General features: G+C 70.3%; 21 protein-coding genes and 1 pseudogene. 10 read left to right on the forward strand and 12 right to left on the reverse strand.

Translation table 11 applies throughout. The features are described from left to right. Positions 1–34 precede the first annotated feature (34 nt). From ACFV6H_RS10105 to ACFV6H_RS10115, 3 genes are all read right to left on the reverse strand, one after another. A complete protein-coding gene (locus tag ACFV6H_RS10105; protein ID WP_385540294.1) occupies positions 35–1,399 on the reverse strand; it encodes an ABC transporter ATP-binding protein in 1,365 nt (454 codons plus the stop codon). Positions 1,400–1,514: 115 nt separating this feature from the next. Continuing rightward, positions 1,515–2,819: an MFS transporter gene (locus ACFV6H_RS10110; RefSeq protein ID WP_385540296.1), complete on the reverse strand. Its 1,305-nt coding sequence runs from the start codon at positions 2,817–2,819 to the stop codon at positions 1,515–1,517. 74 nt (positions 2,820–2,893) lie between these two features. Beyond that, positions 2,894–3,562, reverse strand: coding sequence for a TetR family transcriptional regulator (locus ACFV6H_RS10115; RefSeq protein WP_385540422.1), 669 nt, complete (start codon positions 3,560–3,562; stop codon positions 2,894–2,896). Between the two features lie 184 nt (positions 3,563–3,746). On the opposite strand from ACFV6H_RS10115, the gene hmgA reads away from it, so the two are divergent. The 3 genes from hmgA to ACFV6H_RS10130 all read left to right on the forward strand — a co-directional run bounded on the left by hmgA (position 3,747) and on the right by ACFV6H_RS10130 (position 7,233). Beyond that, entirely contained in the window at positions 3,747–5,075 is a 1,329-nt protein-coding gene (gene hmgA, locus ACFV6H_RS10120) for a homogentisate 1,2-dioxygenase (protein WP_385540297.1), read from the forward strand. 42 nt (positions 5,076–5,117) lie between these two features. Continuing rightward, complete coding sequence (locus ACFV6H_RS10125; protein ID WP_385540299.1) at positions 5,118–5,906, forward strand: GntR family transcriptional regulator; 789 nt, start codon at positions 5,118–5,120, stop codon at positions 5,904–5,906. A 118-nt stretch (positions 5,907–6,024) separates the two neighbouring features. Further along, positions 6,025–7,233, forward strand: a complete 1,209-nt coding sequence (locus tag ACFV6H_RS10130) for a type ISP restriction/modification enzyme (RefSeq protein ID WP_385540300.1) — start codon at positions 6,025–6,027, stop codon at positions 7,231–7,233. A 368-nt stretch (positions 7,234–7,601) separates the two neighbouring features. On the opposite strand, the gene ACFV6H_RS10135 is transcribed toward ACFV6H_RS10130, so the two are convergent. After that, positions 7,602–7,865 carry a hypothetical protein gene (locus ACFV6H_RS10135; RefSeq protein WP_093601326.1) on the reverse strand — a complete coding sequence of 88 codons (264 nt, stop codon included), beginning with the start codon at positions 7,863–7,865 and terminating at the stop codon, positions 7,602–7,604. A 188-nt stretch (positions 7,866–8,053) separates the two neighbouring features. After that, positions 8,054–8,863: an SGNH/GDSL hydrolase family protein gene (locus tag ACFV6H_RS10140; RefSeq protein ID WP_385540302.1), complete on the reverse strand. Its 810-nt coding sequence runs from the start codon at positions 8,861–8,863 to the stop codon at positions 8,054–8,056. Positions 8,864–9,401: 538 nt separating this feature from the next. On the opposite strand from ACFV6H_RS10140, the gene ACFV6H_RS10145 reads away from it, so the two are divergent. The 4 genes and pseudogenes from ACFV6H_RS10145 to ACFV6H_RS10160 all read left to right on the forward strand — a co-directional run bounded on the left by ACFV6H_RS10145 (position 9,402) and on the right by ACFV6H_RS10160 (position 13,637). Continuing rightward, positions 9,402–10,295 carry a glycosyltransferase family 2 protein gene (locus ACFV6H_RS10145; protein ID WP_384777796.1) on the forward strand — a complete coding sequence of 298 codons (894 nt, stop codon included), beginning with the start codon at positions 9,402–9,404 and terminating at the stop codon, positions 10,293–10,295. Continuing rightward, a pseudogene (locus tag ACFV6H_RS10150) lies at positions 10,292–11,278 on the forward strand (glycosyltransferase family 2 protein); the annotation flags it as partial. The gene ACFV6H_RS10145 and the pseudogene ACFV6H_RS10150, both read left to right, overlap by 4 nt. Before the next feature lie 311 nt (positions 11,279–11,589). Continuing rightward, the gene (locus ACFV6H_RS10155; RefSeq protein ID WP_385540424.1) at positions 11,590–12,387 is read left to right on the forward strand and encodes a polysaccharide deacetylase family protein; all 798 of its coding nucleotides are present in this window, start codon (positions 11,590–11,592) and stop codon (positions 12,385–12,387) included. A 140-nt stretch (positions 12,388–12,527) separates the two neighbouring features. Beyond that, positions 12,528–13,637, forward strand: a complete 1,110-nt coding sequence (locus ACFV6H_RS10160; RefSeq protein ID WP_093604382.1) for a DUF5925 domain-containing protein — start codon at positions 12,528–12,530, stop codon at positions 13,635–13,637. Between the two features lie 49 nt (positions 13,638–13,686). Here ACFV6H_RS10160 and ACFV6H_RS10165 read toward each other — a convergent pair whose 3' ends face one another. After that, positions 13,687–14,061 carry a GntR family transcriptional regulator gene (locus ACFV6H_RS10165; protein ID WP_384777802.1) on the reverse strand — a complete coding sequence of 125 codons (375 nt, stop codon included), beginning with the start codon at positions 14,059–14,061 and terminating at the stop codon, positions 13,687–13,689. Positions 14,062–14,170: 109 nt separating this feature from the next. Between ACFV6H_RS10165 and ACFV6H_RS10170 the strand changes: the two genes are divergently transcribed. After that, on the forward strand, positions 14,171–15,091 hold the full coding sequence (locus ACFV6H_RS10170; RefSeq protein ID WP_385540304.1) for a GNAT family N-acetyltransferase: 921 nt from the start codon (positions 14,171–14,173) through the stop codon (positions 15,089–15,091). 117 nt (positions 15,092–15,208) lie between these two features. Here ACFV6H_RS10170 and ACFV6H_RS10175 read toward each other — a convergent pair whose 3' ends face one another. The 3 genes from ACFV6H_RS10175 to ACFV6H_RS10185 all read right to left on the reverse strand — a co-directional run bounded on the left by ACFV6H_RS10175 (position 15,209) and on the right by ACFV6H_RS10185 (position 18,327). Further along, positions 15,209–16,711: a tripartite tricarboxylate transporter permease gene (locus tag ACFV6H_RS10175; protein ID WP_384976761.1), complete on the reverse strand. Its 1,503-nt coding sequence runs from the start codon at positions 16,709–16,711 to the stop codon at positions 15,209–15,211. A gap of 3 nt (positions 16,712–16,714) precedes the next feature. Further along, entirely contained in the window at positions 16,715–17,239 is a 525-nt protein-coding gene (locus tag ACFV6H_RS10180; RefSeq protein ID WP_385540426.1) for a tripartite tricarboxylate transporter TctB family protein, read from the reverse strand. A 104-nt stretch (positions 17,240–17,343) separates the two neighbouring features. Next, positions 17,344–18,327 (reverse strand): Bug family tripartite tricarboxylate transporter substrate binding protein, encoded by a 984-nt coding sequence (locus ACFV6H_RS10185; RefSeq protein ID WP_384976763.1) that lies wholly within the window; start codon positions 18,325–18,327, stop codon positions 17,344–17,346. A 154-nt stretch (positions 18,328–18,481) separates the two neighbouring features. Between ACFV6H_RS10185 and ACFV6H_RS10190 the strand changes: the two genes are divergently transcribed. After that, positions 18,482–19,135, forward strand: coding sequence for a response regulator (locus ACFV6H_RS10190; RefSeq protein WP_384777946.1), 654 nt, complete (start codon positions 18,482–18,484; stop codon positions 19,133–19,135). A 52-nt stretch (positions 19,136–19,187) separates the two neighbouring features. Here ACFV6H_RS10190 and ACFV6H_RS10195 read toward each other — a convergent pair whose 3' ends face one another. Continuing rightward, positions 19,188–19,994 (reverse strand): putative protein N(5)-glutamine methyltransferase, encoded by an 807-nt coding sequence (locus tag ACFV6H_RS10195; protein WP_385540305.1) that lies wholly within the window; start codon positions 19,992–19,994, stop codon positions 19,188–19,190. 404 nt (positions 19,995–20,398) lie between these two features. Between ACFV6H_RS10195 and ACFV6H_RS10200 the strand changes: the two genes are divergently transcribed. Further along, positions 20,399–21,496: a lytic polysaccharide monooxygenase gene (locus ACFV6H_RS10200; protein WP_385540306.1), complete on the forward strand. Its 1,098-nt coding sequence runs from the start codon at positions 20,399–20,401 to the stop codon at positions 21,494–21,496. A 17-nt stretch (positions 21,497–21,513) separates the two neighbouring features. Here ACFV6H_RS10200 and ACFV6H_RS10205 read toward each other — a convergent pair whose 3' ends face one another. Continuing rightward, positions 21,514–22,422: an esterase/lipase family protein gene (locus ACFV6H_RS10205; protein WP_385540307.1), complete on the reverse strand. Its 909-nt coding sequence runs from the start codon at positions 22,420–22,422 to the stop codon at positions 21,514–21,516. A gap of 247 nt (positions 22,423–22,669) precedes the next feature. Beyond that, a complete protein-coding gene (locus ACFV6H_RS10210; RefSeq protein ID WP_384976770.1) occupies positions 22,670–23,371 on the reverse strand; it encodes a 2-phosphosulfolactate phosphatase in 702 nt (233 codons plus the stop codon). Positions 23,372–23,383 lie beyond the last annotated feature (12 nt).

Below are 23,383 nucleotides of genomic sequence, written 5' to 3' on the forward strand. Positions count from 1 at the left end.
GCGTGCCCAGCGCCCTCGGTGCTTCGGCTGCGGTCTACGCGTCCAGGCCCGGCAGGTTTCTCGGTGCCGGGCAGATACGGCGGCCGAAGTCGTCGAAGACGTACAGATGCGCGAGATCGACCAGCAGCGGCACCTGGGCGCCCGTACGCAGCCGCATGTCCGGGCCGGTGCGGACGACGAGATCGCTGGCCGCGATGGCCGAACGGTCCTGGCTCGGGCTGTACGCGGCGGGCCCGGCCGCCTCCTCCGGCTCGTCCAGGACCGCCGCGGGACCACCGGAATGTCCGGACGCGCGCCCGCGCAGCCGGGCCAGTACGCCTGTCTTCCGGCCGCCGTTCCTGCGTCGGCGCGGTGCGGTCCCGGTCCTGGGCCTGGGCGATTCGAGGTCGGTCACCACGGCGGGCCTGGAGCCGATGTTGAGATGCACCAGCGCCTCGTGTCCCTGGTACTCCATGTGCTCCACGATGCCGCTCAGCGCCACCTCGCCCGGGCGCGCCTGGCCCGGCGCGGCGATACGGGCCGCCTCGGACCGCAGGCCCACGATGATCTGCCGGCCCTGCTGGATACGGAGCAACTGGTGGTCGGAGCTGAGCGGTTGGGGCAGCGGCAGCCGCTGCCGGCCGAGGTCGATGGACATCCGCCCGTCCAGCGGCGCGTACACCACGGCCTGGAGCAGATTGATCCTCGGTGTGCCGATGAACGCGGCGACGAACACGTTCGCCGGCAGCGCGTACACCTCGCGTGGCACGCTGACCTGCTGGAGCACTCCGTCGCGCATCACCGCCACCCGGTCGCCGAGCGACATCGCCTCGGCCTGATCGTGTGTCACATAGACGGTGGTGACGCCCAGTTCGGCGGTGAGCTGGGCTATCTCGGCGCGCAGACGGCCGCGCAGCTTCGCGTCCAGATTGGAGAGCGGCTCGTCCATCAGAAAGGCGGAGGGCCGCCGGGAGATGGCGCGGCCCATCGCGACACGCTGGCGCTCGCCGCCGGAGAGCTGGCTCGGATAGCGGTCGAGCACGCTCTCGATACCGAGCATCCTCGCGGTGGCCTGAACCCGCTCGGCAGTGTCCGCGCGCGGGTTCTCCAGCCGGAGCGGAAAGCCGATGTTCTCGCGATTGGTCATGTTCGGGTAGAGCGCGAAGTTCTGGAACACCATCGCCATCCCGCGCTCCCGCGTCGGCATCAGATTGGCGTACTCGCCGTCGAGCAGCAGATCGCCCTCGGTGATGTCCTCCAGTCCCGCGATCATGCGGAGCACGGTCGATTTGCCGCAGCCCGACGGGCCGAGCAGCACCACGAACTCACCCGGGGCGATGTCGAGCGAGAAGCGGTCCACGGCTCGGGTGGACCGGCCGTAGACCTTGCTGACGCTGTGCAGAGAGATGGCGCGAGTCATGAGGTTCCGCCCGGGAGGGAGAGAGGGAGCGGCTGCGACGCCTGAAGTTAGCCGACTACGCGCGGTCAGGGAATGACTCTTGCCAACCTTCGGGAGCAGAGGTACGGAACGGGCATCAGGTACGACGCGCGGAGAACCGGTTCGGCAACCGGTTTCCGTCAAGCGGCGACCGGCCGCGCCCTGGCGTCCCGCCGTCCGGGCGCCGCAGACCGAGTCCGGCCGCCGCCAGCAGCAGCGCGCCGAGCATCACGAACGGCGCGGCCGTTCCCGCGACACCCGCCACCAGACCGGCGGAGGCGGGCGCGGCGACCTGTCCGAGGCGGTTGCCGGTGAGCCGTAGCGCCAGGGCGGTGGAACGGGCCTCGTCGGGAGCGGCCCGTACGACGGTCGTCATCGACAGCGGCTGGCCGACCCCCAGACAGAAGCCGAGCGCGCCGAGCATCAGGGCGAGTCCCCATACCGGTACGGGCAGGGCGATGCCCGCGCACAGCACTCCGCCGAGCGCACAGGTGACGGTGAGCAGGACCGTACGGCCGAGCAGCCGCAGCATCGGCGGCATCACCAGACGGCAGGCGATGGTGGCGGCGGCGCGCAGGCTGAGCAGCAGACCGATCGTGGCGGGCGCGATCCCGCGCTGCTCACCGATCACCGGCAGATAGGCGGTGAGGATATCGGTCGCGGAGAGCACGGCCAGGCTGATGAAGATGCCCGCAGGCACGCCTCTGGTCCGCAGTATGCGACGGACGGGCACCTTGGCGGGCCGCTCAGCCGCTGTGGACCGCGCTCCCGCCCGGCTGTGAGAGGTACGGGACTCGATCCGCCAGAGCGAGGTGAAGGCGACGGCGGCGGCCACCGCCGAGGCGAGCAGGGCGAGGGCGCTCGTACGGGCCATGTCGTCGCCCTGTCCGGAGACCAGCAGCCCGGCGGCGACCGGTCCCGCGAGCTGGCCGAGCGAGGCGCCGATGGTGAAGTGGCCGAAGTTACGGTCCTGTTCGGCCGGTGCGCTGCGGCGGGCGACGATCGACTGGGCGCCGATGACAAAGCAGAGATGGCCGAGGCCCATCAGCCCGCTCCAGGCGCCCAGGGCCGCGAGCGAGCCCGCCGTACCGCTGAGGGCGCAGCCGGCCGAGATGAGGACGACTCCGGCCACCAGCAGCGGCGCGCACCGCCCCTGGTCGGTCCTGCGGCCCAGCGGTACGGCGGCGAAGAGCGGAAGCAGCGCGTAGACCGCGGTGATCACACCGATCGCGCGCTCGTCCGCGCCCATGGAGAGCGCCCGGTACGAGACGGCCGGACGGGCCATCGACACCGCGCCCTGCGCGAAGGCGAACGCGATGACGAGGCGGAGGAGCCAGCCCCGCCCGGCGGGCAGGGCGGTTGCGAAAGGGACTTCTGGAGGAGGTATGTCTGAGGCGGGCACCATCAAATGATGCCGAAGAGGATTCCGGCGCCGAGCACCACCACAAGAGGGAAGAGGCGTGGCCCGCCGTCGCCTCAGTCCAGCGTCCTGGCCAGATACGCGCGGAGCAGTTCCCGGGTCTCGGCCACGATGGCGGGATCACCGGCCGGATCCGTGCGGAAGGCGAGCTGGAGCAGCGCGTCCGTGGCCTCGACGGCGACCAGGACCGTACGATGCAGCGCCTCGGTGGGCGCCCGGCCGAGATGGGCGGCGAGCAGTCCGGTGAGACGGCCCACGACCCGGAGGCCGGGATCGGAATCCGGATCGGCCGGGTCCGCGGACCGTGAGGCCGCGTCCGCGGCCGGGTCCCGAGCCACCACCCGTGTGCCGAGCGGGAGTTGGGCGCCGAAGTCGACCAGCGCGAAGCCGGGCACGGTGCGCCTCATGGCGAGATATTCGTCCAGTACGGCGTCGATGGCGCTGCGCCAGTCGCGCGCGTCCAGCGGTGCCAGCCGCTCGCTGACACGCTCGGCGTAGCTGTCCAGATTGCGCCGGGCCAGGGCGTCGGCCATGGCGCGCTTGTTGCCGAAGAAGCGGTAGACGGAGCCGATGGGAACGCCCGCGCGGGCGGCGACGGCCCGGGTGGAGAGCTGCTCGTAGCCCATTTCGTCGAGGAGCTCGGCGCAGGCGTCGAGGATCCGCGCGAGCCGCTCCGTACTGCGCTGCTGGACGGGCGCCCTGCGCAGTCCGTCGGCCGGCTCCATGGGCGGATTCGCGGGCTGCTCGGCGTGCTGCTTCGCGTCCGTGCGGTCGTATGACGTGCGGTCGTATGACACGGAATCCATGATGCCGCGTGGCCCCGTTGACGTGCCGTGAACGCAATCCTACGGTAGTACATAGGATTGTAAGGACCAGCGGGATCGCCTCAGCAGGGAGCGGACGCGGACGATGAACGGCATCGAGCGGGCACGGAAGACGGCCGAGGATCTGGAGCACTCCCCCGGCTTCGGCAATGAACACACCTCGGAGGCCGTGCCCGGCGCGCTGCCGCTCGGCCGTAACGCGCCGCAGCGGGCGCCGCTCGGTCTCTACGCGGAGCAGCTCAGCGGCAGCGCCTTCACCGAGCCGCGCGCGCACAACCGGCGCTCCTGGCTCTACCGCATCCGTCCGTCGGCCGCGCATCCGCCGTTCGTCCGTATCGACAACGGCTCGGTCAGAGGCGCGCCGTTCACCGGGACCGTCCCCGATCCCAACCGGCTGCGCTGGAATCCGCTGCCGGAGCCGGCTCCCGGTACGGACTTCCTGGCCGGGCTCTGGACGCTGGGCGGCAACGGCGACGCGACGCAGCGTACGGGCATGGCCGTGCACCTGTACCACGCCAATACCGCCATGACCGACCGGGTGTTCAGCGACGCGGACGGCGAGCTGCTGATCGTCCCCGAGCGCGGCGGGCTGCTGATCCGTACGGAACTGGGCCTGCTCGCCGCCCGTCCCGGCGAGGTGGCGCTGATCCCGCGCGGAATCCGCTTCCGCGTCGAGCTGCTGGACGAGACGGCGCGCGGCTATGTCTGTGAGAACTACGGCCGGCCGTTCGCCCTCCCTGATCTCGGCCCGATCGGCGCCAACGGTCTGGCCAACGCCCGGGACTTTCTGGCGCCGGTCGCCGCGTACGAGGACATCGAGCGGCCGACCCAGGTCGTCAACAAGTTCTGCGGCAATCTCTGGGCAGCCGCCTACGACCACTCGCCGCTCGATGTCGTCGCCTGGCACGGCAGCCATGTGCCGTACATCTATGACCTGCGCCGCTTCAATGTGCTCGGCTCCATCAGCTACGACCACCCGGATCCGTCGATCTTCACCGTGCTCACCTCGCCCTCCGACACCCCGGGACTGGCCGGCGTCGACTTCGTGGTCTTCGCGCCGCGCTGGCTGGTCGGCGAGGACACGTTCCGGCCGCCGTACTTCCACCGCAATGTGATGAGCGAGTACATGGGCCTGATCGAGGGCGCCTATGACGCGAAAACGGCCGGCGAGGGCGGTTTCGTACCCGGCGGCGGCTCGCTGCACAACATGATGTCGGCGCACGGGCCCGACCGGGAGACCTTCGACCGGGCGAGCGCCGCCGAGCTGCGACCGCAGAAGATCGACGACGGCCTCGCGTTCATGTTCGAGACGCGCTGGCCGGTGACGGCGACCGCGCAGGCGGCGGGAGCGGACCATCTCCAGCGGGGCTACGACCGGGTGTGGCAGGGTCTTGAGCGCCACTTCAGGCCCTGAATTCCGGGCCCTGCCGCGAGATTCACAGTTGTGGAGTAGCCGGTGACCGCCTTCGCCCCCGACTCGCTGGTCCTGAACCGCAAGCTGCCGCTCTGGTATCAGGTCTCGCAGTCGCTGCGCGCCTCGATACTGGGCCGCCGGCCGCTCGATCCGCTGCGGCTGCCGACCGAGGAGCAGCTCGCCGCGCACTACGGAGTCAGTGTGCTGACGATGCGTCAGGCCCTCAAGGAGCTGGAGGAGGAGGGCCTGATCAGCAGGCACCGCCGGCGCGGCACCTTTATCGAGCCGGGCGCGCGGCGCGGTGCTCCGCGCCGGCTGCTCGGCTCGATCGACGCGGTCGTGGCGCAGCAGTCGGGCGAGCGGACGACGGTCCTCGGCCATGGGCCCGGCCCGGTGCCCGGTGAACTCGCCGAGTATTTCCCGGACTTGGACGAGGTGATCACCTATCGACGGCTGCGCTGCGACGGCGAGAGCGGTGAGCCGGTCAACTGGGCCGAGAACGCGGTCCGTCCGGAGATCGCGGCCGGTCTGGATGTGACCGATCTGGAGCGCTGGCCGATGACCAAGGTGCTGCGCGACATCCTCGGTATCCGGATCAGCCGGATCACGGACACCGTCGAGGCCCGGCTCGCGGATCCGGCCACGGCGGAACTGCTCCGGGTGCCGCTGCTCAGCCCGATCCTGCACTACACGGGCGTGAGCCACGACGGTCAGGGCCGGGTCGTGGATGTGGCCCGTATCCGTTACCGGGGCGACCGCTTCTCGTTCTCGGTGACGGTGGAGACGGACCTCATGGGCGAACCGCCGACGAGGGCGCACCAGGGCGACTAGGCTGTCAGACCTTCCAGAACTGGTCCTTTTCGGGACGAACCGGCGACCGAACGGCCGGAAACCGGCGGCGGATACGATGCCGACGAGGGCGCACAGACCGACGGGAGGGACGGTCCGCATGACGGCGACGCGGTCCGGAGCGACGGGCGGCAGCCCGCTGCTGAGTGATCTCCTGCCGTGGTCGACGGCTCCGCTGCGGTTCGGCAGGGCCTGGATCCTGGCGCCGGACCAGCCGTCCCTCACCGCCCGCTGGGACCGGCTCATGGCGGCCGAGGGCGCGGAGCGCGAGACGCTGTTCGGGCCGAGCCGGGCCCGTACCCCGCACAGCGCGGTCGCCGCGCTGCCGGGCGGAGCCACCGGGACGGGCCGGTTCGTACGGGAGTCGGGACGCTGTCCGGTACCGCGCCGGGTGCTGCACGGGCCGTTCGACGAGCAGTGGCTGATCCCGGACCACCGGCTGATCGACGCGGCACGTCCCGAGCTGTGGCGAGTCGCGGACGAGCAGCAGCTCTTCGCCGTGGAGCAGGGATACGTACCGCAGGCCGACGGTCCGGCGCTGCTGGTGAGCGCGCTGCTCCCGGACGGACGGTCACCGGCGGGCCGGCCGGGACGTATCCGGCCGCTCTACCGCCGTCCCGGTGGCACCGAGCCCAATGTCACTCCCGGGCTGCTTGCCCTTCTCTCGGCCCGTTACGGCCATGACATCACCGCCGAGGAGCTGCTGGCCTGGGCCGTGGCCGCCGCCATGCCCTCGCCCGAGGGCACGGCGGTCCCGTTGACCGCCGCTCCGGGCGTCTGGGCCGCAGGGACCGCGCTCGGGCGGCGGATGACGGCGATCCAGCTCCGTGGAGCACGCGGCGGCGAGCGGCCCAGGCTGCCCGGTGGACGGCGGCCCTATGTGCGCGCCGCCGTTCCCGACCGGCCGGAGACGATCGCATACGATCCGGAGGCCGAGGCGCTCCTGCTCGGCACGGGCCGGATCTCGCCCGTACCGGCCGGAGCATGGGACTTCACGGTGGGCGGCGTACGGATGCTGGAGCTGTGGTTCGAGCGCCGGACCGCGCCCGTCGAATCCGGCGCTCTGGAGGCGATCCGCCCGGCCGTCTGGCTCCAGGAGTGGACCTCGGAGCTGCTCGAACTGATCACGGTCCTGGCGCTCCTCGCGGAACTGCGCCCGCTCCAGCGGGAATTGCACGGAGGCCCGGAGATCGGCCGGGAAGAGCTGCGCGCGGCGGGCATCCTGCCGGTCCCGAAGACGGCTCGGCGGCCCGCCTCCGTACTGGACCACCACGAGGAGGGCCCGGAGGGCCAGTTCGCCCTGATCTGAGCCGCCTCGGGAGCGGGCCCGGGGCCGGCGCGGCGGGCCGTGGCCGGTGACGGGGAGTGGACACCGGGCCGGGCCGCCACGCAACGGGCCGGAATCGAGCGCGGGTCGAGCGGGTCTTGAGCCGTACTTGAGTGAGCTGTACCTGAGCGATGGCCGAGCGGGAACCGGGGAGAGTTCCTCGCTCGGGAAGATCGCCGACGCGGTGCCGCGGGCCGTTGGGAGTGACGGACGAGCGGAGAGCGGCACCGCGACCGGAGACCGGGATCGCCGGGGCGCGTCCCGGACTGTCGGAGTGTCCGGGCGCGAGGGAGTGACCGAGCACCGGACCGTCGGGCGTACGAGGTCCGGGCGCCGGCTCGCCGTATCGGTCAGCCGCGGCTGCCGAACAGCGAGCGGCGCAGCCGTCGCAGCGGCGCGAAGAGTGAGACCCGCGCGCTCTTGCTCGTATGCGTCTCGGAGGCGTCCCGCGAGGTCAGCTCGCGCATCAGCAGCGTCGCCTCGGCCGTCTCTCCCTGCGGTACGGCGGGGCCGCCGAGCACCGAGAGATGGCGGTCGAGACGCGAACTGGTCGCGCTGCTCCCGCAGGTGATCGCAGGGACTCGTGCCCTGTTGTGTACCGTTATCTGTTTCATTTCACTCCCCACCCGTACGAGGGCACCCGACCCGGGCAGGGTAACCCTATCGCCCCCTTCCGACACTCGTGTATCCCGCCTTGGCAATGAACCACACCCGTACGGGGATTGACGGCCATGGCTCGATCCATCTTATTTCAGGGCGAGTTGGACAGTTCGCCACTCCCGCTGTCCACTGCTTGCGTCCGTCACGCGGCGGAGGTGAAGACCGGCAGATAGCCGCCCGACTGACCGGCGGCGGTCGGGTGGTACGACTCGCCGATGTTGAGCCAGTTCACGCTGTGCAGCCAGGCCGAACCCGAGCAGATCTCATGCCCGGTGAAGGCCCGGGCGACATCGGCGAAGGCGAAGCCGTAGTCGGCGGCCCGCTTGGAGGTCACCAGATTGAGATGGTCGGCGGCGGCGTTGATCGCGGCACGCTCGTTCTCGCTCAGGCCCACGACACAGTTCCCGTTGAGCTGGTAGAAGCGCGGATAGCCGAGGACGACCACCCGGGCCGAGGGCGCCTTCGCTCTGATCGCCGAGTACACCGAGTTGAGGTTTCCGGGCAGGGTGCTGTCGACGAAGCTACGGGCCTGCGCGACCCGGCTGAGACAGGTGGCCTCCGACTGGAGGACACAGGTCGTCATCACATCGGCGAAGCCCGCGTCGTTGCCGCCGATGCTGATGCTGACAAGGTCGGTGCCCGCCGCGAGCGGGCCGAGCTGACTGGCGGTCACATCACCCGTACGGGCACCGGAGCACGCCGTGAACGCGAACGACGAAGGTGCGTGCGCGGCTGCCCAGAGGGCCGGATAGGCCTTCGGCGTGCGCTTGCAGTTGCCGCTGGAGCTGTCGTAGCTGCCGGCGCCGACGCCGGAGGAGTACGAGTCCCCCAGCGCCACATAGTCGACCGCGGCGACTCGTTCCGCGGACTGGGCGGAGGCCGCTCCGGTGAGAGCGAGCACCGCGCCCAGCAGGAGCGAGGACGAGAATGCCGTGATTCGGGACAGTTTCATAGGACCTCCCTGAGCAGGATCTCTGCCTGAACTGTGTTACCAGTCAGTTCAGTTCGCTGGAAGTGTCCATGCCAAAAACATTTCGCCGAGGTTTCCCGGGCGCCCGGTTCGTAAGAGATCGAATGGATCCGATCAGGGATGTTACGGATGTGACCGTCGAAGTACGGCCAAAGAAGCCAAAACGTGAGACGAGGCCCCAGGTCTTGCCATACAGTCCGATTCATCAATACCGTCGTACATCCACCCGCATCGGTCCATCGGCACGGCGGCTCAAGGGGAGGGCTCAAGCGTCGCGATGGCTCCCGGAGCGGGGCGCGGTAGGGGGGTGCCGTGCTCGGTGACCGCACCAGGGCCTGTCCGGCAGGACCGGCAGGACCTGGTACCGAGTCGCGTGCCGCGCGGCCAGTACCACAAGCTCACCCGCTCAGCACGGAGTGCCATGCCGTCATGTCCGGGGTGAGAACCCCCCTTTCGAACCGGAAACTCAGCCGGACCGCCCGGGGGCGGGCGGTCCACCGGACGAGAGGGAACGAGACTCGTGAGCGCTTTTCTGCGCCCGGCGGTACCGGGCGAAGATCCCTTGATCGGCGAACCGGAACGCGTCACTGCTCAGCACTACCGGCCCGTCTCCTCGCATCTCGCCATCGCTCCGCCCGTGAGCGTGGTGATTCCCGCGATGAACGAGGCACGGAACCTTCCGTACGTCTTCAGAACACTGCCCGACTGGATCCATGAAGTCGTCCTCGTGGACGGCGATTCGAGCGACGACACCGTACGGGTGGCCCGTGAGCTGTGGCCCGAGGTCAAGGTCGTCGCACAGCGCGGCAAAGGCAAGGGCGATGCCCTGATCAGCGGATTCGCCGCGTGCACCGGCGACATCATCGTGATGGTCGACGCGGACGGCTCGGCCGACGGCCAGGAGATCGTCTCCTATGTCTCGGCCCTGGTCTCCGGCGCCGACTTCGCCAAGGGCTCGCGCTTCGCCAACGGCGGTGGCACGGACGACATGACGGCGATACGCAAGCTCGGCAACCGCGTCCTGTGCGCCGTCGTCAACGCCAAGTTCGGCGCCCGCTACACCGATCTCTGCTACGGCTACAACGCCTTCTGGCGGCACTGCCTGGACGACATCACGCTGGACTGCACCGGATTCGAGGTCGAGACCCTGATGAACATCCGGGTCGTCAAGGCCGGGCTGAAGGTGCAGGAGATACCGAGCCATGAGTACGACCGGATCCATGGAGTCAGCAATCTGAGAGCCGTACGGGACGGCTTACGGGTCCTCGGAGTGATCCTCCGGGAGAAGGGCGTTCCACGGTCCGCCCGCGCCGCGCGGGCGCCACGGATGGACCTCGCGGCCCGTACGGCCCGTGCCGTGAGCGGCGGCACGGCCGCGCTGCGGGTCACGATTCCACGGGGAGAGGTGTCTTGAACCACCGTCACCGGCCCTTCTCCGTGGTGATCTGCGTCTACACCGAGGACCGCTGGGACGACATCCTCGCGGCCGTCGACTCGGTGCGGACGCAGTCGCTGCCGGCCCTGGAGACACTGCTCGTGGTCGACCACAACACCGCGCTGCTGGAGCGACTCGGCCGGGAGTACCAGGAGCACGCGGCGCGCGGAGAGGTACGGGTGCTCGCCAACGCGGGCCCTCGCGGCCTCTCCGCGGGCCGCAACACCGGAATCGCCGCCGCCCGCGGTGAGCTGGTCGCGTTCCTGGACGACGACGCCGTGGCCGAACGCGACTGGCTGCGGTTCTTCGACGAGGCGTACGAGGATCCACGGGTGCTGGCCGTCGGCGGACGGACGGAGCCTGCCTGGTCGTCCGGGCACAGGCCCGACTGGTTTCCCGAGGAGTTCGACTGGGTCGTCGGCTGTACGTACCGGGGGCTGCCCGGTGGAAAGGTACGGGTCCGCAATGTGCTCGGCGGGAACGCCTCTTTCCGGCGGACCGCGTTCGACGCCGCCGGCGGGTTCGCGACGGGCATCGGCCGCGACGGCGACAAGCGTCCGCTGGGCTGCGAGGAGACGGAGCTGTGCATCCGGCTCAGCAGGGCCGTACCGGACGGTGTGATTCTGATCGACGACCGGTCGGTCATCCACCACAAGGTCCCGGCGGAGCGCCGGCGGTTCGGCTACTTCCGTACCCGTACGTATGCCGAGGGACTCTCCAAGGCGCTGGTCGCCCGGAGCGTGGGGGCGGACAAGGGGCTCGAATCCGAGCGCCGTTACACCACCCGCGTACTGCCGGCGGGTGTCGCGCGCGGGCTGCGTGACGCGGCGCTGGGACGCCGTGGCGGCGCGGGCCGCGCCGGTGCGATCGTGGCGGGTGTGACCACGGCGGCGGCCGGCTATCTGGTGGGCCGCTTCCGTACCCGTGGCGGGGAGGCCGCCTTCTCGTCGGGCCCGATCGAATCGGGCCCGGCGGCGCGAACGGCGGCGACGGACCGGTGGGCTACGCCGGAGGCGGTCACGCCAGTGGATGCGGCGACTTCGGCGGAGGCGGCGGGCACGGTTGTTCCGGACGCGGTGGCTCCGGCGCAGGAGGCGGGCGCACCGATCACCGCCGACGCTGGCGCACCGGCGTCCGCGCCTACCGCGCTGGTCACCACGGGCCGGAGCGCCCGCGATCCGCGAGGAGCCGCCGTATGACGAACGCTCCGACGGGCCCGGCGGCGGAGCGTCCGCCGGGCCCGTCCGGGCCACTGGCGGCCGTACCGATCCTCATGTACCACGCCGTCGGACACCGGCCCGCTCCCGCGACCCGCGCCCTGTCCGTCTCGCCCGAGGACTTCACCGAGCAGATGGAGCTGCTCCACGCACGCGGATTCACTCCGGTCACCACGGCGCGGCTCGCCGCCGCCTGGCGGACCGGTGGCCCGCTGCCGCCTCGGCCGCTGCCGCCTCGGCCCGTGCTGATCACCTTCGACGACGGTTACGAGGGCGTGCACCGGCACGCCCTGCCCGTTCTCTCCTCGTGCTCCTTCACCGCCACCGTGTTCGTCTCGACCGGCTGGCTGCGCGGACCGTACGACGAGGGCGGCGCCCTCGACGCCATGCTCGACTGGGACCAGACACGGGAACTGGCCGCCGCGGGCCTGGAGATCGGCGGCCACAGCCACACCCATCCCGAGCTGGACCAGCTGGACGACGAGCGGCTCGGTGCCGAGGTCCGGCGCTGCCGGGAGATCATCGCCGAGGAGCTGGGCACGGCGCCCGGCTCGTTCGCGTATCCGTACGGCTACTCCAGCCGGCGGGTACGGCGTACGGTCCGCGCGGCCGGGTTCGCCCAGTCGGTGGCGGTGGGCAACGCGCTGGCGCGGCGCGGCCAGGGCCCGTACGCCCTGGAGCGGGTGACCGTACGGCGCACCACCGGGATCGAGGAGTTCGGACGGCTGGTCGAGGGACAGGCGGTCGCCCGTGCCTTCGCCGGCGACCGGGCGCTGACCAAGGCGTATGCCGTGGTGCGCCGCGCCCGCCGGGCGGTCGCGCTGGGCCGTACGGTGTCCGCCGGCCGGCCATGACAAGGCCGGATCAACTGCCCGCCGATGTCCCGGCCGTACGGCGGCCGTCGGCCGGGACCGGGCCCGACGGTTCCGGCGCGGCCCGCCGCCGGAGTCAAAACACCGTGCATCGGCCGTCCCCGTGCCGGATCATGGGCGGCATGTCTGCCAAGCCTCAGGACGCACTGCCGATCCGGCTCACCGTCGACGACAGCGACTCGCCGTCGGATGTGGTCGACGCGCTGTTCCTCGGCCGTTTCGCGACGGGCGAGCAGCCGTACTCGTACAGCTCGACGATCGACCGCGTCAGGTCGGGCGTCACGCTGCTCCCGCCCGGCGCCGCCGTGCTGCGCTCGGCGCGCGACGACGACCGCAGCGCGACGCTCGCGGAGGGCGACGGATGGACGCTGCTCGTCTCGCGCTGGAACCGTGGCGCGGATGTCACCGTCACGGCCGTCAGCCGTGAACTCGCCGAGAAGATCCATGAGCAGGCGACCGACGGCGCGCAGGACGAGCCGGAGCCGCAGCCGGAGAATGTGACGATGGGCTTCTGGTACGTGTCGCCCAGGCGCGGCCCGCACCGCACCACCCGGCAGATCGCCGCGGGCACCTGGGACGAGGTCAGGCCCAACTACACCGCGCCGGTGGCCGACGCGATGGACCGGCTGATGAAGGTGACACCGGACGACATCGCGGGCCGGCTGCTCCTGCTGCACGGCCCGCCGGGCACCGGCAAGACCTCGGCGCTGCGTACGCTGGCCCGCTCCTGGCGCGACTGGTGCCAGGTCGACTGCGTACTGGACCCGGAGCGGCTCTTCAACGACGTCGGCTATCTGATGGACATCGCGATCGGCGAGGACGACGGCTCGGCCAAGGGCCGCTGGCGGCTGCTGCTCCTGGAGGACTGCGACGAGCTGATCCGCGGCGAGGCCAAGCACACGGCGGGCCAGGCGCTGTCGCGGCTGCTGAATCTCACGGACGGTCTGCTGGGACAGGGCAGGAACGTTCTGGTGGGCGTGACGACCAATGAGGATCTGGAGCGGCTGCATCCGGCGGTGGTCCGTCCCGGCCGCTGTCTGGCCAGGATCGAGGTCGGCTCGCTGACCCGGTCGGAGGCGCTGTCCTGGCTCAGCAGGGAGGACGGCGACTGGGAGGCGTCGGTCGGCCGCGAGGGCGCGACGCTGGCCGAGCTGTACGCGCTGCGCCGGGGCAGCGGCCCGGCCTCGGTCCCGGCCCAGCAGGCGGGCTCGGACGCGGGCCTCTATCTCTGATGCTCCGACGGTCTCTCGGTGCCGGGCACGCGTCCGGGTGGGCGCGCGGTCAGTTCGCGTAGACGGCCCGCAGCGCCTCCTCGGCGGCGGCCAGCGCGGCTGCCCGGTCGAGGCCCAGCCGCCGCGCGCGCTCCGCGTACGCCAGCGCGGCGCTCGCGGCCTCGCGCTCGGCGGCATCACCGGCGGCGGCGATGAACGTACCGTTCCTGCCCCGGGTCTCGATCACTCCGTCGGACTCCAGCGCGCGATAGGCCTTGGCGACGGTGTTGGCGGCCAGTCCCAGCTCCTCGGCGAGTCCGCGTACGGTCGGCAGCCGGTATCCCACGGGCAGCGCGCCGGAGCGCGCCCGCGCCGAGATCTGTGTACGGAGCTGCTCGTACGGAGCGGTCGCGGCGGCCGGGTCGATCACGATCTTCAAGGTCACGGCTCGATTCTCCCTCACCGGGAACAGGGCGGCGGAGAGGCGGTGGAGAAACGGAGCCGTGGAAAAAGGGGAGGCGGCCCGGCGGAGTGCGCGCGTACCGTGCCGCTCCATGACTGTGATCGTCCGTGACTTCCGCAGCGAGGACGCCGGAGCCGTGGTCCGGCTGCGACGGGCCTGCGTTCCTTTCCAGGTGACGACGGAGGAGGCTCTCCTCTTCGATGTGGCGCACGCCAATCCCGCGAAGAAGTACCGGCTGTTGCTCGCCGAGGAGGACGGCGAGCTGATCGGCTCGGCCCATACCGGCATCGCCTACGACAGTGACGATCCCGGCCAGTCGTCCGTCACTCCGCAGGTCCATCCGGAGCGCCGGGGCCGGGGCGCGGGCTCGCTGCTGCTCCGTACGGCGGAGGAGCATCTCGCGGCCGAGGGCGCGACAAGCGTCTACGCCTGGGCGCTGGACGAGCCGTCGAGCCGGGCCTTCGCCGAGCGCCACGGCTACCGGCCGACGCGCCCGGCGCACTTCCAGCGTCTCGATCTGGCCGAAGCCACACTGCCGGAGCCGCCGCCGCTGCCGCCCGGGTTCGAACTGCGCACAGCGGCGGACTTCGCGGACGATCCCCGGCCGCTGTTCGAGGCCGACGCGGAGACCACCTCCGACGAACCGAGCGACATCAGCACCGACTTCGACGACTACGCGGACTGGCTGAACCACACCTGGAACCACCCATTGCTGGACCGCGACCTCACCACGGTGGTGATGATCGACGGCCGCGTCGCCGCCTTCACAGCGGCCCACACGGACGCCCGTACCCGCTACGCGTCCGGCATGACCGGCACACTGCGCGCCTACCGCGGCCAAGGCCTCGCCAAACTCGCCAAATCCCACTCCCTCCACCGCGCCCGCGCCGCCGGCTACACGGACGCCTACACCGCCAACGACGCCGAGAACGGCCCGATGCTGGCGATCAACCGATGGTTCGGCTACAAGATCTGCGCCTCGGAAATACGCCACGTCCGCGCCCTGACCTGAGACGCCCACAACCGGGGCGAACCCTGAACACCGGCCGGTCTCGGCGAGCCGGATGGCCCGCCCTCATGGGGCAGGGCGGGACATCCGGCTCTGGTGGGGTCGGGGGGCGGGGGCGGGTCAGGTGCTCGCTTTGGGGCGGCGGCGTGTGGTGATCAGTTTTCGTATGCCCGGCCAGGCCAGCAGCAGCACGATCACGGCGTACACCGTCACCGAGAACGGTGTGTTGACCAGGCCGGTCACGCTGCCGTCGCTGATCTGGAGGGCGCGGCGGAGCTGCTGTTCGGCGGCCGGGCCGAGGATGACGCCGATCACGGCCGGCAGCACCGGCAGTCCGTACCGTCGCATCCCGAAGCCGATCAGGCCGATGATCAGCAGGATCACCAGGTCCAGCGCCTCGCCGCCGACCGCGTACGCGCCGACGGCCGCGAAGAAGAGGATTCCCGCGTAGAGATACGGCCGCGGGATGCGCAGCAGCTTCGCCCAGACCGGCGCGAGCGGCAGATTGAGCGCGAGCAGCAGGACCATACCGACGAAGAGCGAGGCGATCAGGCCCCAGACCAGGTCGGGTTCGCGTTCGAAGAGCAGCGGTCCCGGCTGGATACCGTACTGCTGGAAGGCGGCCAGCATCACGGCGGCGACGGCCGTCGTGGGCAGTCCGAGCGTCAGCATCGAGACCAGCGTCCCGGCCGCCGAGGCGGAGGCCGCGGACTCGGGTCCCGCCACGCCCTCGATCGCGCCCTTGCCGAACTCGTCCTTGTGCTTGGAGAGCCGCTTCTCGGTGACATACGAGAGGAAGGTCGGGATCTCCGCGCCGCCAGCCGGAATCGCGCCGAACGGGAAGCCGATGACCGGGCCGCGCAGCCACGGCCGCCAGGTGCGCCGGATGTCGTTCCTGCCGAGCCAGGGACGGCCGACCGGGATCGCCTCGCCGGTGGAGCGGCGCAGATGCGCGGCGACCCAGAGGGCCTCGCCGATCGCGAAGAGACCGACCGCGACGATCACCACATCGATGCCGTCGGCGAGTTGCAGCGCGCCGAAGGTCAGCCGCTGCTGACCGGTCATCTGGTCGAGGCCGACCAGACCGAGCGTGAGACCGATGAGCAGCGAGGCGAGACCGCGGATTCGGGACGAGCCGAGCACGGAGGTGACGGCGATGAACGCCAGCACCATGATCGCGAAGTAGTCGGGCGCGCCGATGTCCACGGCGAGCGATGCCACGGTCGGCGCCAGGACCACCAGCAGGATCGTGCCGATCATACCGCCCGCGAAGTGCCCGCCCGCGGCGGCGGCCAGCGCCTGGGCGCCACGTCCCGCCTTGGCCATCGGATTGCCCTCGATCGCGGCCACGACCGCCGCGCTCTCGCCCGGTGTGTTGAGCAGGATCGAGGTGGTGGAGCCGCCGAACATCGCACCGTAGTAGATACCGGCGAACATGATGAACGCGCCGGTCGGGTCGAGTCCGTATGTCACCGGGAGCAGCAGCGCGACCGCCATGGCGGGCCCGATGCCGGGCAATACACCGATCGCCGTGCCGAGCAGCACACCGATCGCGGCCCAGAGCAGATTCATCGGCGTGAGCGCCGTACCGAAGCCGTCCAGAAGGGAGTTGAGGGAGTCCATCGGTTACAGCACCCCCATCAGCGGGCCACCGGGCAGGGGGACACCGAGCAGGTTGTCGAAGACGAAGTAGGTGACGAGCGAGAGGCCCGCGGCGATCAGCGGATCACGGTCGTAGTGGCGGCTGCCGAGCGCGTACGCCGAGCCCCAGAAGAGCAGGGCGCCCGAGACCGGGAAGCCGAGCGGTCCGATGAGCACGGCGTTCGCGAGGAAGACGCCGGCGAGGAGCAGGACCGTACGCCAGTCGCTGGGCTCGCTCAGATCGATGTCCTCGCCGCCCTCCGCCTCGCCACGGCCGCCGCGCAGGACGTCCAGGGTGAGCAGTACGGCGACGACGAGCAGGCCGACACCGACGACGACCGGGACGGTCCTGGGGCCGACCGGGCCGCGCTGGGTGATGTCGACGTTCATGGTGAGCGCGTCGGTGAGGACGAGGACGCCGAGGACGAGCAGCAGCAGGCTGACACCGAGCTCGGAATGCTCGCGCAGCCATGAGCCGCGCGGGGCGGCCGGTATTTGCGAGGCTTGCAGTGCTTGTGTGGTTTGTGGGGCTTGTGGGGCTTTGGATGCAGGCGTGCCTGGGTTTCCAGACACATCAGATGTACTGGACGAACCAGACGTACCGGTCTCGCTGTTCACAGTCCCAGCTCCTTCAGGACGGAGTCCACACGCCGGTCCTCCTCGGCGAGGAACTCGCCGAACTCGTCGCCCGGGAGATAGGCGTCGTCCCAGCCGTTCTTCTTCAGGGACTCCCGCCACCGCGGCGAGTCGTGCAGCGTGTCGAAGAAGGCGAGCAGCTTGGTGCGTTCGGCGTCGGAGAGGCCGGGCGGTGCCACGACACCGCGCCAGTTGGTGAAGTCGGTGTCGAGACCGGACTCACGGAGCGTGGGCGCGTCGAGGCCGGGTATCCGCTCGGGTCCGGTGACCGCGAGGAGCCGTAGCTCACCCGCCTTGATCTGGTCGAGGTACTCGCCGAGGCCGGAGACGCCGAAGGCGACCTTGTTGCCGAGGATCGAGGCGAGGAGTTCGCCACCGCCGTCGAACGGGATGTAGTTGACGGTCTTCGGCGCGATCCCGGCGGCCTTCGCCATCAGCATGGGAGCGAGATGGTCGGGTCCGCCGGGCGAGGAGCCGCCGCCTACGGGCACCTTGGCCGGATCGGCCCGCCAGGCCTCGATCAGCTCGCCGATCGTCCGGTACGGAGAGTCCTTGCCGACGACGACGATGTCGGACTCCTCGGTGATCCGGGCGATCGGTGTCGTGTCGGCGAGCGTCTTGGGCGTCTTGTTGGTGTGGACGGCACCGACCACACCGAGGCCCATCGACATGGCGAGCTTGCCGTTGCCGTGTTCACCGACGAGCCGGGTGAGACCGACGGTGCCGCCGGCGCCCGGCAGGTTGAACACCTCGATGTTGTGGGTGAGTTCTCCGTCCTCGGCGTTCTTGGCCATGGTGCGGGCGGTGATGTCGTAACCGCCGCCTGGGGTGTTGGGGACCATGAACCGCAGGCCGGGTATCTGCGTACCGGTGTCCGCGCCACTGCCCGACGAGAGCAACGGCGGCCCCACCAGCACCAGTAGCGCCGACCCGAGCAGGGCCAGAGGGGTGCGCAATCGCACGTCTGCCGCCTTTCGGAAAGCTTGTGAAGTGGGCCACATGTTGCCTGTGCGTTAACAAGCTGTCTCGCTTCCGGAATCAACGGACGTTGTGGTCATTGAGGTCGCGGCTTAGCGTGTCGGCGTGACGAAAGTGCTGGTGGTGGACGACGACTTCATGGTCGCGAAACTGCACAGCCGCTATGTGTCCGCGCTGGACGGTTTCACGGTCGTCGGAGTGGCGCACAACGGCGCCGAAGCGCTGCGCGCGGCCGAGCGGCTGAGGCCGGATCTTGTCCTGCTCGACATCTATCTGCCCGATATGGACGGTATCGCCGTACTGCGCGAACTACGGGCGGCGGAGGAGCGGGACAGAAGCCGGGTCAGCGTCGACGCGCTGTTCATCACGGCGGCGCGGGACGCGGGAGTGATCCGCGCGGCGCTGCGCGCGGGCGCGCTGCACTATCTGATCAAGCCCTTCAACCAGGGCGCGCTTCAGGAGCAGTTGCGGCACATCGCCTCCCTGCGTACGCGCCTCGCGGGTCTCGGCGAGGCGCGTCAGGAGGACGTCGACCATATCTTCGGCACGCGCCCGCCCGGCAGCCGCGCGCTGCCCAAGGGCCTGGCGGCCCACACGGCCGATCTGGTGGAGGGCATTCTGCGCAAGCACAAGGACGGTCTGTCGGCGACGGAGTGCGCGGACGCGGGAGCACTGTCCCGGGTGAGCGCCCGGCGCTATCTGGAGTACTTCGCGGAGACGGGCCGGGCGGAGATCTCCCTCCGCTACGGCGGCACGGGCCGCCCGGAACGCCGCTACCGCTGGACGGGCTGAGGGCTTCCCGTACCGGCACGAGCCGACGGCCCGAGCCGGTGCGAAGCTGGGCTCAGACCGTCGGCCCCGGGGCCGGTCTGGTTCCGATGACCACCGTGGCGTACAGCTCCTCCGAGCGGGCCACACGCGGGACCAGTCCGCTCTCTGCGAAGGTCTCCACCGCCAGGGCCGCCTGACGTTCGCTCGTCTCGACCAGCAGGGAACCGCCCGGCGCCAGCCACCCGGGCGCGCCCGCCGTCACGCGCCGCAGGACGTCGAGCCCGTCCGCGCCGCCGTCGAGGGCCACGCGCGCCTCATGTATCCGGGCCTCCGGAGGCAGCAGTCCGACCTCCTCGGTCGGTACGTACGGCACATTGGCGAGCAGTACGTCCACCTGGCCCCTCAGTGCGCTCGGCAGCGGATCGTAGAGATCGCCCTCGTACACCCGGCCGCCGACGGCGTCGACATTGCGCCGCGCGCACCGCACCGCGGCGGGATCGATATCGGTGGCGTACAGCTCGGCCCGGTCCAGGGCCGCGACCAGCGCCGCGCCCAACGCGCCCGAGCCGCAGCACAGATCGACCACGACGGCGCGCGGCCGGGCAAGAGCGGCGGCCTCCCGGACGAGGAACTCGGTACGGCGGCGCGGTACAAACACCCCGGGATCCACGGCGATCCGCAGACCGCAGAACTCGGCCCAGCCGAGCACATGCTCAAGAGGCAGCCCGGCGACGCGCCGGTCCACCATCACGGCGAGTTCGGCCGCGGTCCCTGCGGTGGAGACGAGCAGACGCGCCTCGTCCTCGGCGAAGACACAGCCCGCGGCCCGGAGCCTGCTGACGACGTCGGACGGAGCAGAAGATGACGGTGAAGCTGACATGGGGAGCCTTTCGGAATGCCGATGGGCACTCCCGGCGGTCACCTATGTCCGATGAACCGCACGGCCACGGGGAGGGAGCACCCGACCTGCTACAGCGGTAATGGGTCTCGCCTCCTTCGATAGGTCCACGCACTGCCTGCGACGCCCTACCCTACCCGAGTCCCTGCCGGGCGCCCGCGTGAGCGGCTGCATGAACGGCTTCCCGGGCCGCCGCCGAGCGGCTTCCTGAGCCGACTCTTAGGTTCACCTTAACTGCGGCATAAGGATGGCTCTCACCTCGTCCGAGCAGCCGATTCCGGGGTTCTCAGGGGCTAGCTTGCTGATCGCCGGGGCGGCGTTCGACGGGGAGGTCGTCTGTCGCTCCGGCGCGTTCCGCCAGCGCCGTTCCGAAGGAGAACCTGCTCATGACCGCTCGCCGTACGGCCGCCGGAATCGTCGTCCTCGGTCTTGTCCCGCTCGCGCTGACCGGGATCGCCGCCGCTCCGGCCGTCGCTCATGGGTCGCTGACGGATCCGGTCAGCCGGGTCGCCGCCTGTTACGCCGAAGGGCCCGAGAGCCCGAAGTCGGCGGCGTGCCGGGCGGCGGTCGCGGCCAGTGGCACACAGGCGTTCTACGACTGGAACGAGGTCAATATCGCCAACGCGGCCGGGAATCACCAGCAGTTGATCCCGGACGGAAAGCTGTGCAGCGCGGGCCGGGACAAGTACAAGGGACTCGATCTGGCGCGCGGCGACTGGCCGTCGTCCGCGATGACGGCGGGCAACAGGACCTTCCGCTACAAGGCCACCGCGCCGCACAAGGGCTCCTTCGAGCTGTATCTCACCAAGGACGGCTACGACCCGGGCAAGCCGCTGAAGTGGTCGGATCTGGAGGCGAAGCCGTTCCTCAAGGTCACCGATCCGAAGCTGGAGAACGGCGAGTACGTCTTCGGCGGGATCGTTCCCAACAAGTCGGGCCGCCATCTCATCTACTCGATCTGGCAGCGTTCGGACAGCCCCGAGGCCTTCTACACCTGCTCCGACGTGGTCTTCGGCAAGGACAACGGCGCTGCGGGCGGCGGCACTCCGGCGACGCCCGCGCCGACGGCCTCCGCGCCCACCGACGAGGAGATCGCGGACGGCGCGGACAAGTCCACCGTCGAACACAACGGCCACGGTGACACCGGCGCACACACCGACACCACCGCCGACACCACCGGTGCTGACACCGACAACGCCGGCACCGATAACACCGACACCACTGCCAACGCCGACACCGCCGACACCGAGGCCTACGGCGACGCCAACTCCCCCGAGACGAAGGCCGTCGGCGCCGCCGCCGAACAGCCACAGCCCGCCGCCGAGCAGCCCGCCACCGGACAGCAGAACCTCGCCGAGACCGGCGGCTCCGGCGCCACCTCGTATCTCGCGATCGGCGGAACGTCGGTCCTCGCCATCGGCGCCGCCCTGCTGTTCGCCGCGGCCAGGCGCAGGGCCGTACCGTCCGCCCGGCACGGCCGCTGACACCTGCGGCGCGCGCGTCAGCCGATCACCGAGGCGCAGGTGGTCGGTGTCGCGTGCGCCGGATCGAGGGCGTTGGTGACCTCGTGGAAGGCGATCCGGTCGATCAGCCCGATCGCCGCGTGCTCGGAGAAGTCCAGCGGGCACAGGTCCTGGAGCAGCACATTGCGTACGTCGGGGCCGCTCAGGAACTGTGACCGGTACGGAGTGACGATCTCGTCGTAACGGGTGGCGATCACGGTGTAGCGCACTCCGGGTACGGTGTCGCCGCCCGCGTTGAGCTTGGTGAGGAAGGCGGATCCGGCCACCTGGTCGGCGAGCGCGGGAGTCTTCTCGTTCAGCAGGTCTCCTATTCCCGGGAAGTACCGGAGCAGTCCGGTCAGTCCGAGCAGAGTGGTGCCGTGGTTGTCGGGAGCGAGGCCGACCAGGGCGTTCACCTTGGCCGCTCCGCCGAGGAACTTCAGATAGTGACGCGGCATCATGCCGCCCTGGGAGTGGCCGACGATATCGACCTTCGCGGCGCCGGTGGCCGCGAGCACCTTGTCGACATAGGCGGCGAGCTGTCCGGCCGAGGCGTCGATGGGGCCCAGACCGTAGAGCAGCGGTACGCCGGGGAGTTGTCCGTAGTCGAGCGAGAAGACGCAGTAGCCCCGGTTCACCAGATACGGCGCGAGGCCGAGCCAGTTGTCGATGGCGTTCGCGAAGGTGCCGTGGACGAGAACGACCGGGCGGGGATGGGCTGTAGAGGGCTTGCAGGAGTAGTCGTTCCAGCCGCTGCTCGACGCGGAGACAGCGGTGGAGGTCGTAACAGCGGCGGTGGGAACGGACGTCGCGGCGGTGGGGGTCGCGGCAACGGCGGGAGTGGCCAGGAAGGTGACGGCCAGCAACAGCGCGGTCAGTGGTCCGAGCGCGCGTTTCCAGGGCAGCATCGTGCGATCTCCTTGCGGCTCAAGGGAAATGGCGATGTCTGTCAGCCCTGTGGCCCGGACCACAAAGATGGTGGCGCTGAGCTAAGTTACGCACGGGTAAAGCAGGGAAGGGAAGTTACGCGTCGGTAAAAACTCCAGGGCCGACACAACTCGGGTCAGCCGCCTGCCGCCTGCCGCCACCCCGAACCACCGTCATCGGGGCATGCAGCTGATGCCGCATACCCGCCCGGATGCCGGCTCTCGCTTATCAGATCGAGGCGTCGCCGGCCGGCGAAAGCACGGCGCACGGACGCAGGACCATGAGCGAGCCTTCCAAGGTCGCCACCATGGCAAAGGGAAACCGGTCGAGCTCAAGACAGAGTGCGACGTCATCAGGGTGCACTCCTTGACGCACACCCTCCGCCAGTTCGGCGGCGGCGCGTGACTCGGCAGCGCGGCGGAGGAACTCAGCAGCATCCGTCCCAGCCTTGGTGGCTCTCCGAGCGATGTATTGAGCGCACGCCAGATCTTCATCGGCCTGACCATCTTCGCCAGTGACCACGAACGTGACACTGTCACTCTTGCGCGTCCGCAAGAGCTGAGCCGTTGCCTCCGCCACCACGAAGCCGGCACACAGCACCAGCGACGCCTCCTTGACCGCAAGGGCGCCGACCGTCCCTGCCGTGGTTTTCTGCACAACGGTCCGTCCGCCAAGGTCAACAGACCGCAGCAGGCCCGGCGAGTTGACCATGTCGAACCCAGGAGCGGACGGACCGTCTTTGAGCGCCACCCAATCCGGGTGGCGAGCCTTGAGCGCCAGGGCTTCGTCCAGCGACTCAGCAAGAACGATCTTTTCCGCCCCCTGGGCAAAGGCCCAGGCAGCCACGGTGAAAGCACGCATGACGTCGACCACGACCGCCACGGACGGGGCTTCGACCAGATCAGCGATGCCAAAGAAACGAGCGTCCATTCCGGTCGTGAT

The organism is Streptomyces sp. NPDC059743, assembly GCF_042732975.1.
Taxonomy (GTDB): Bacteria; Actinomycetota; Actinomycetes; order Streptomycetales; family Streptomycetaceae; genus Streptomyces.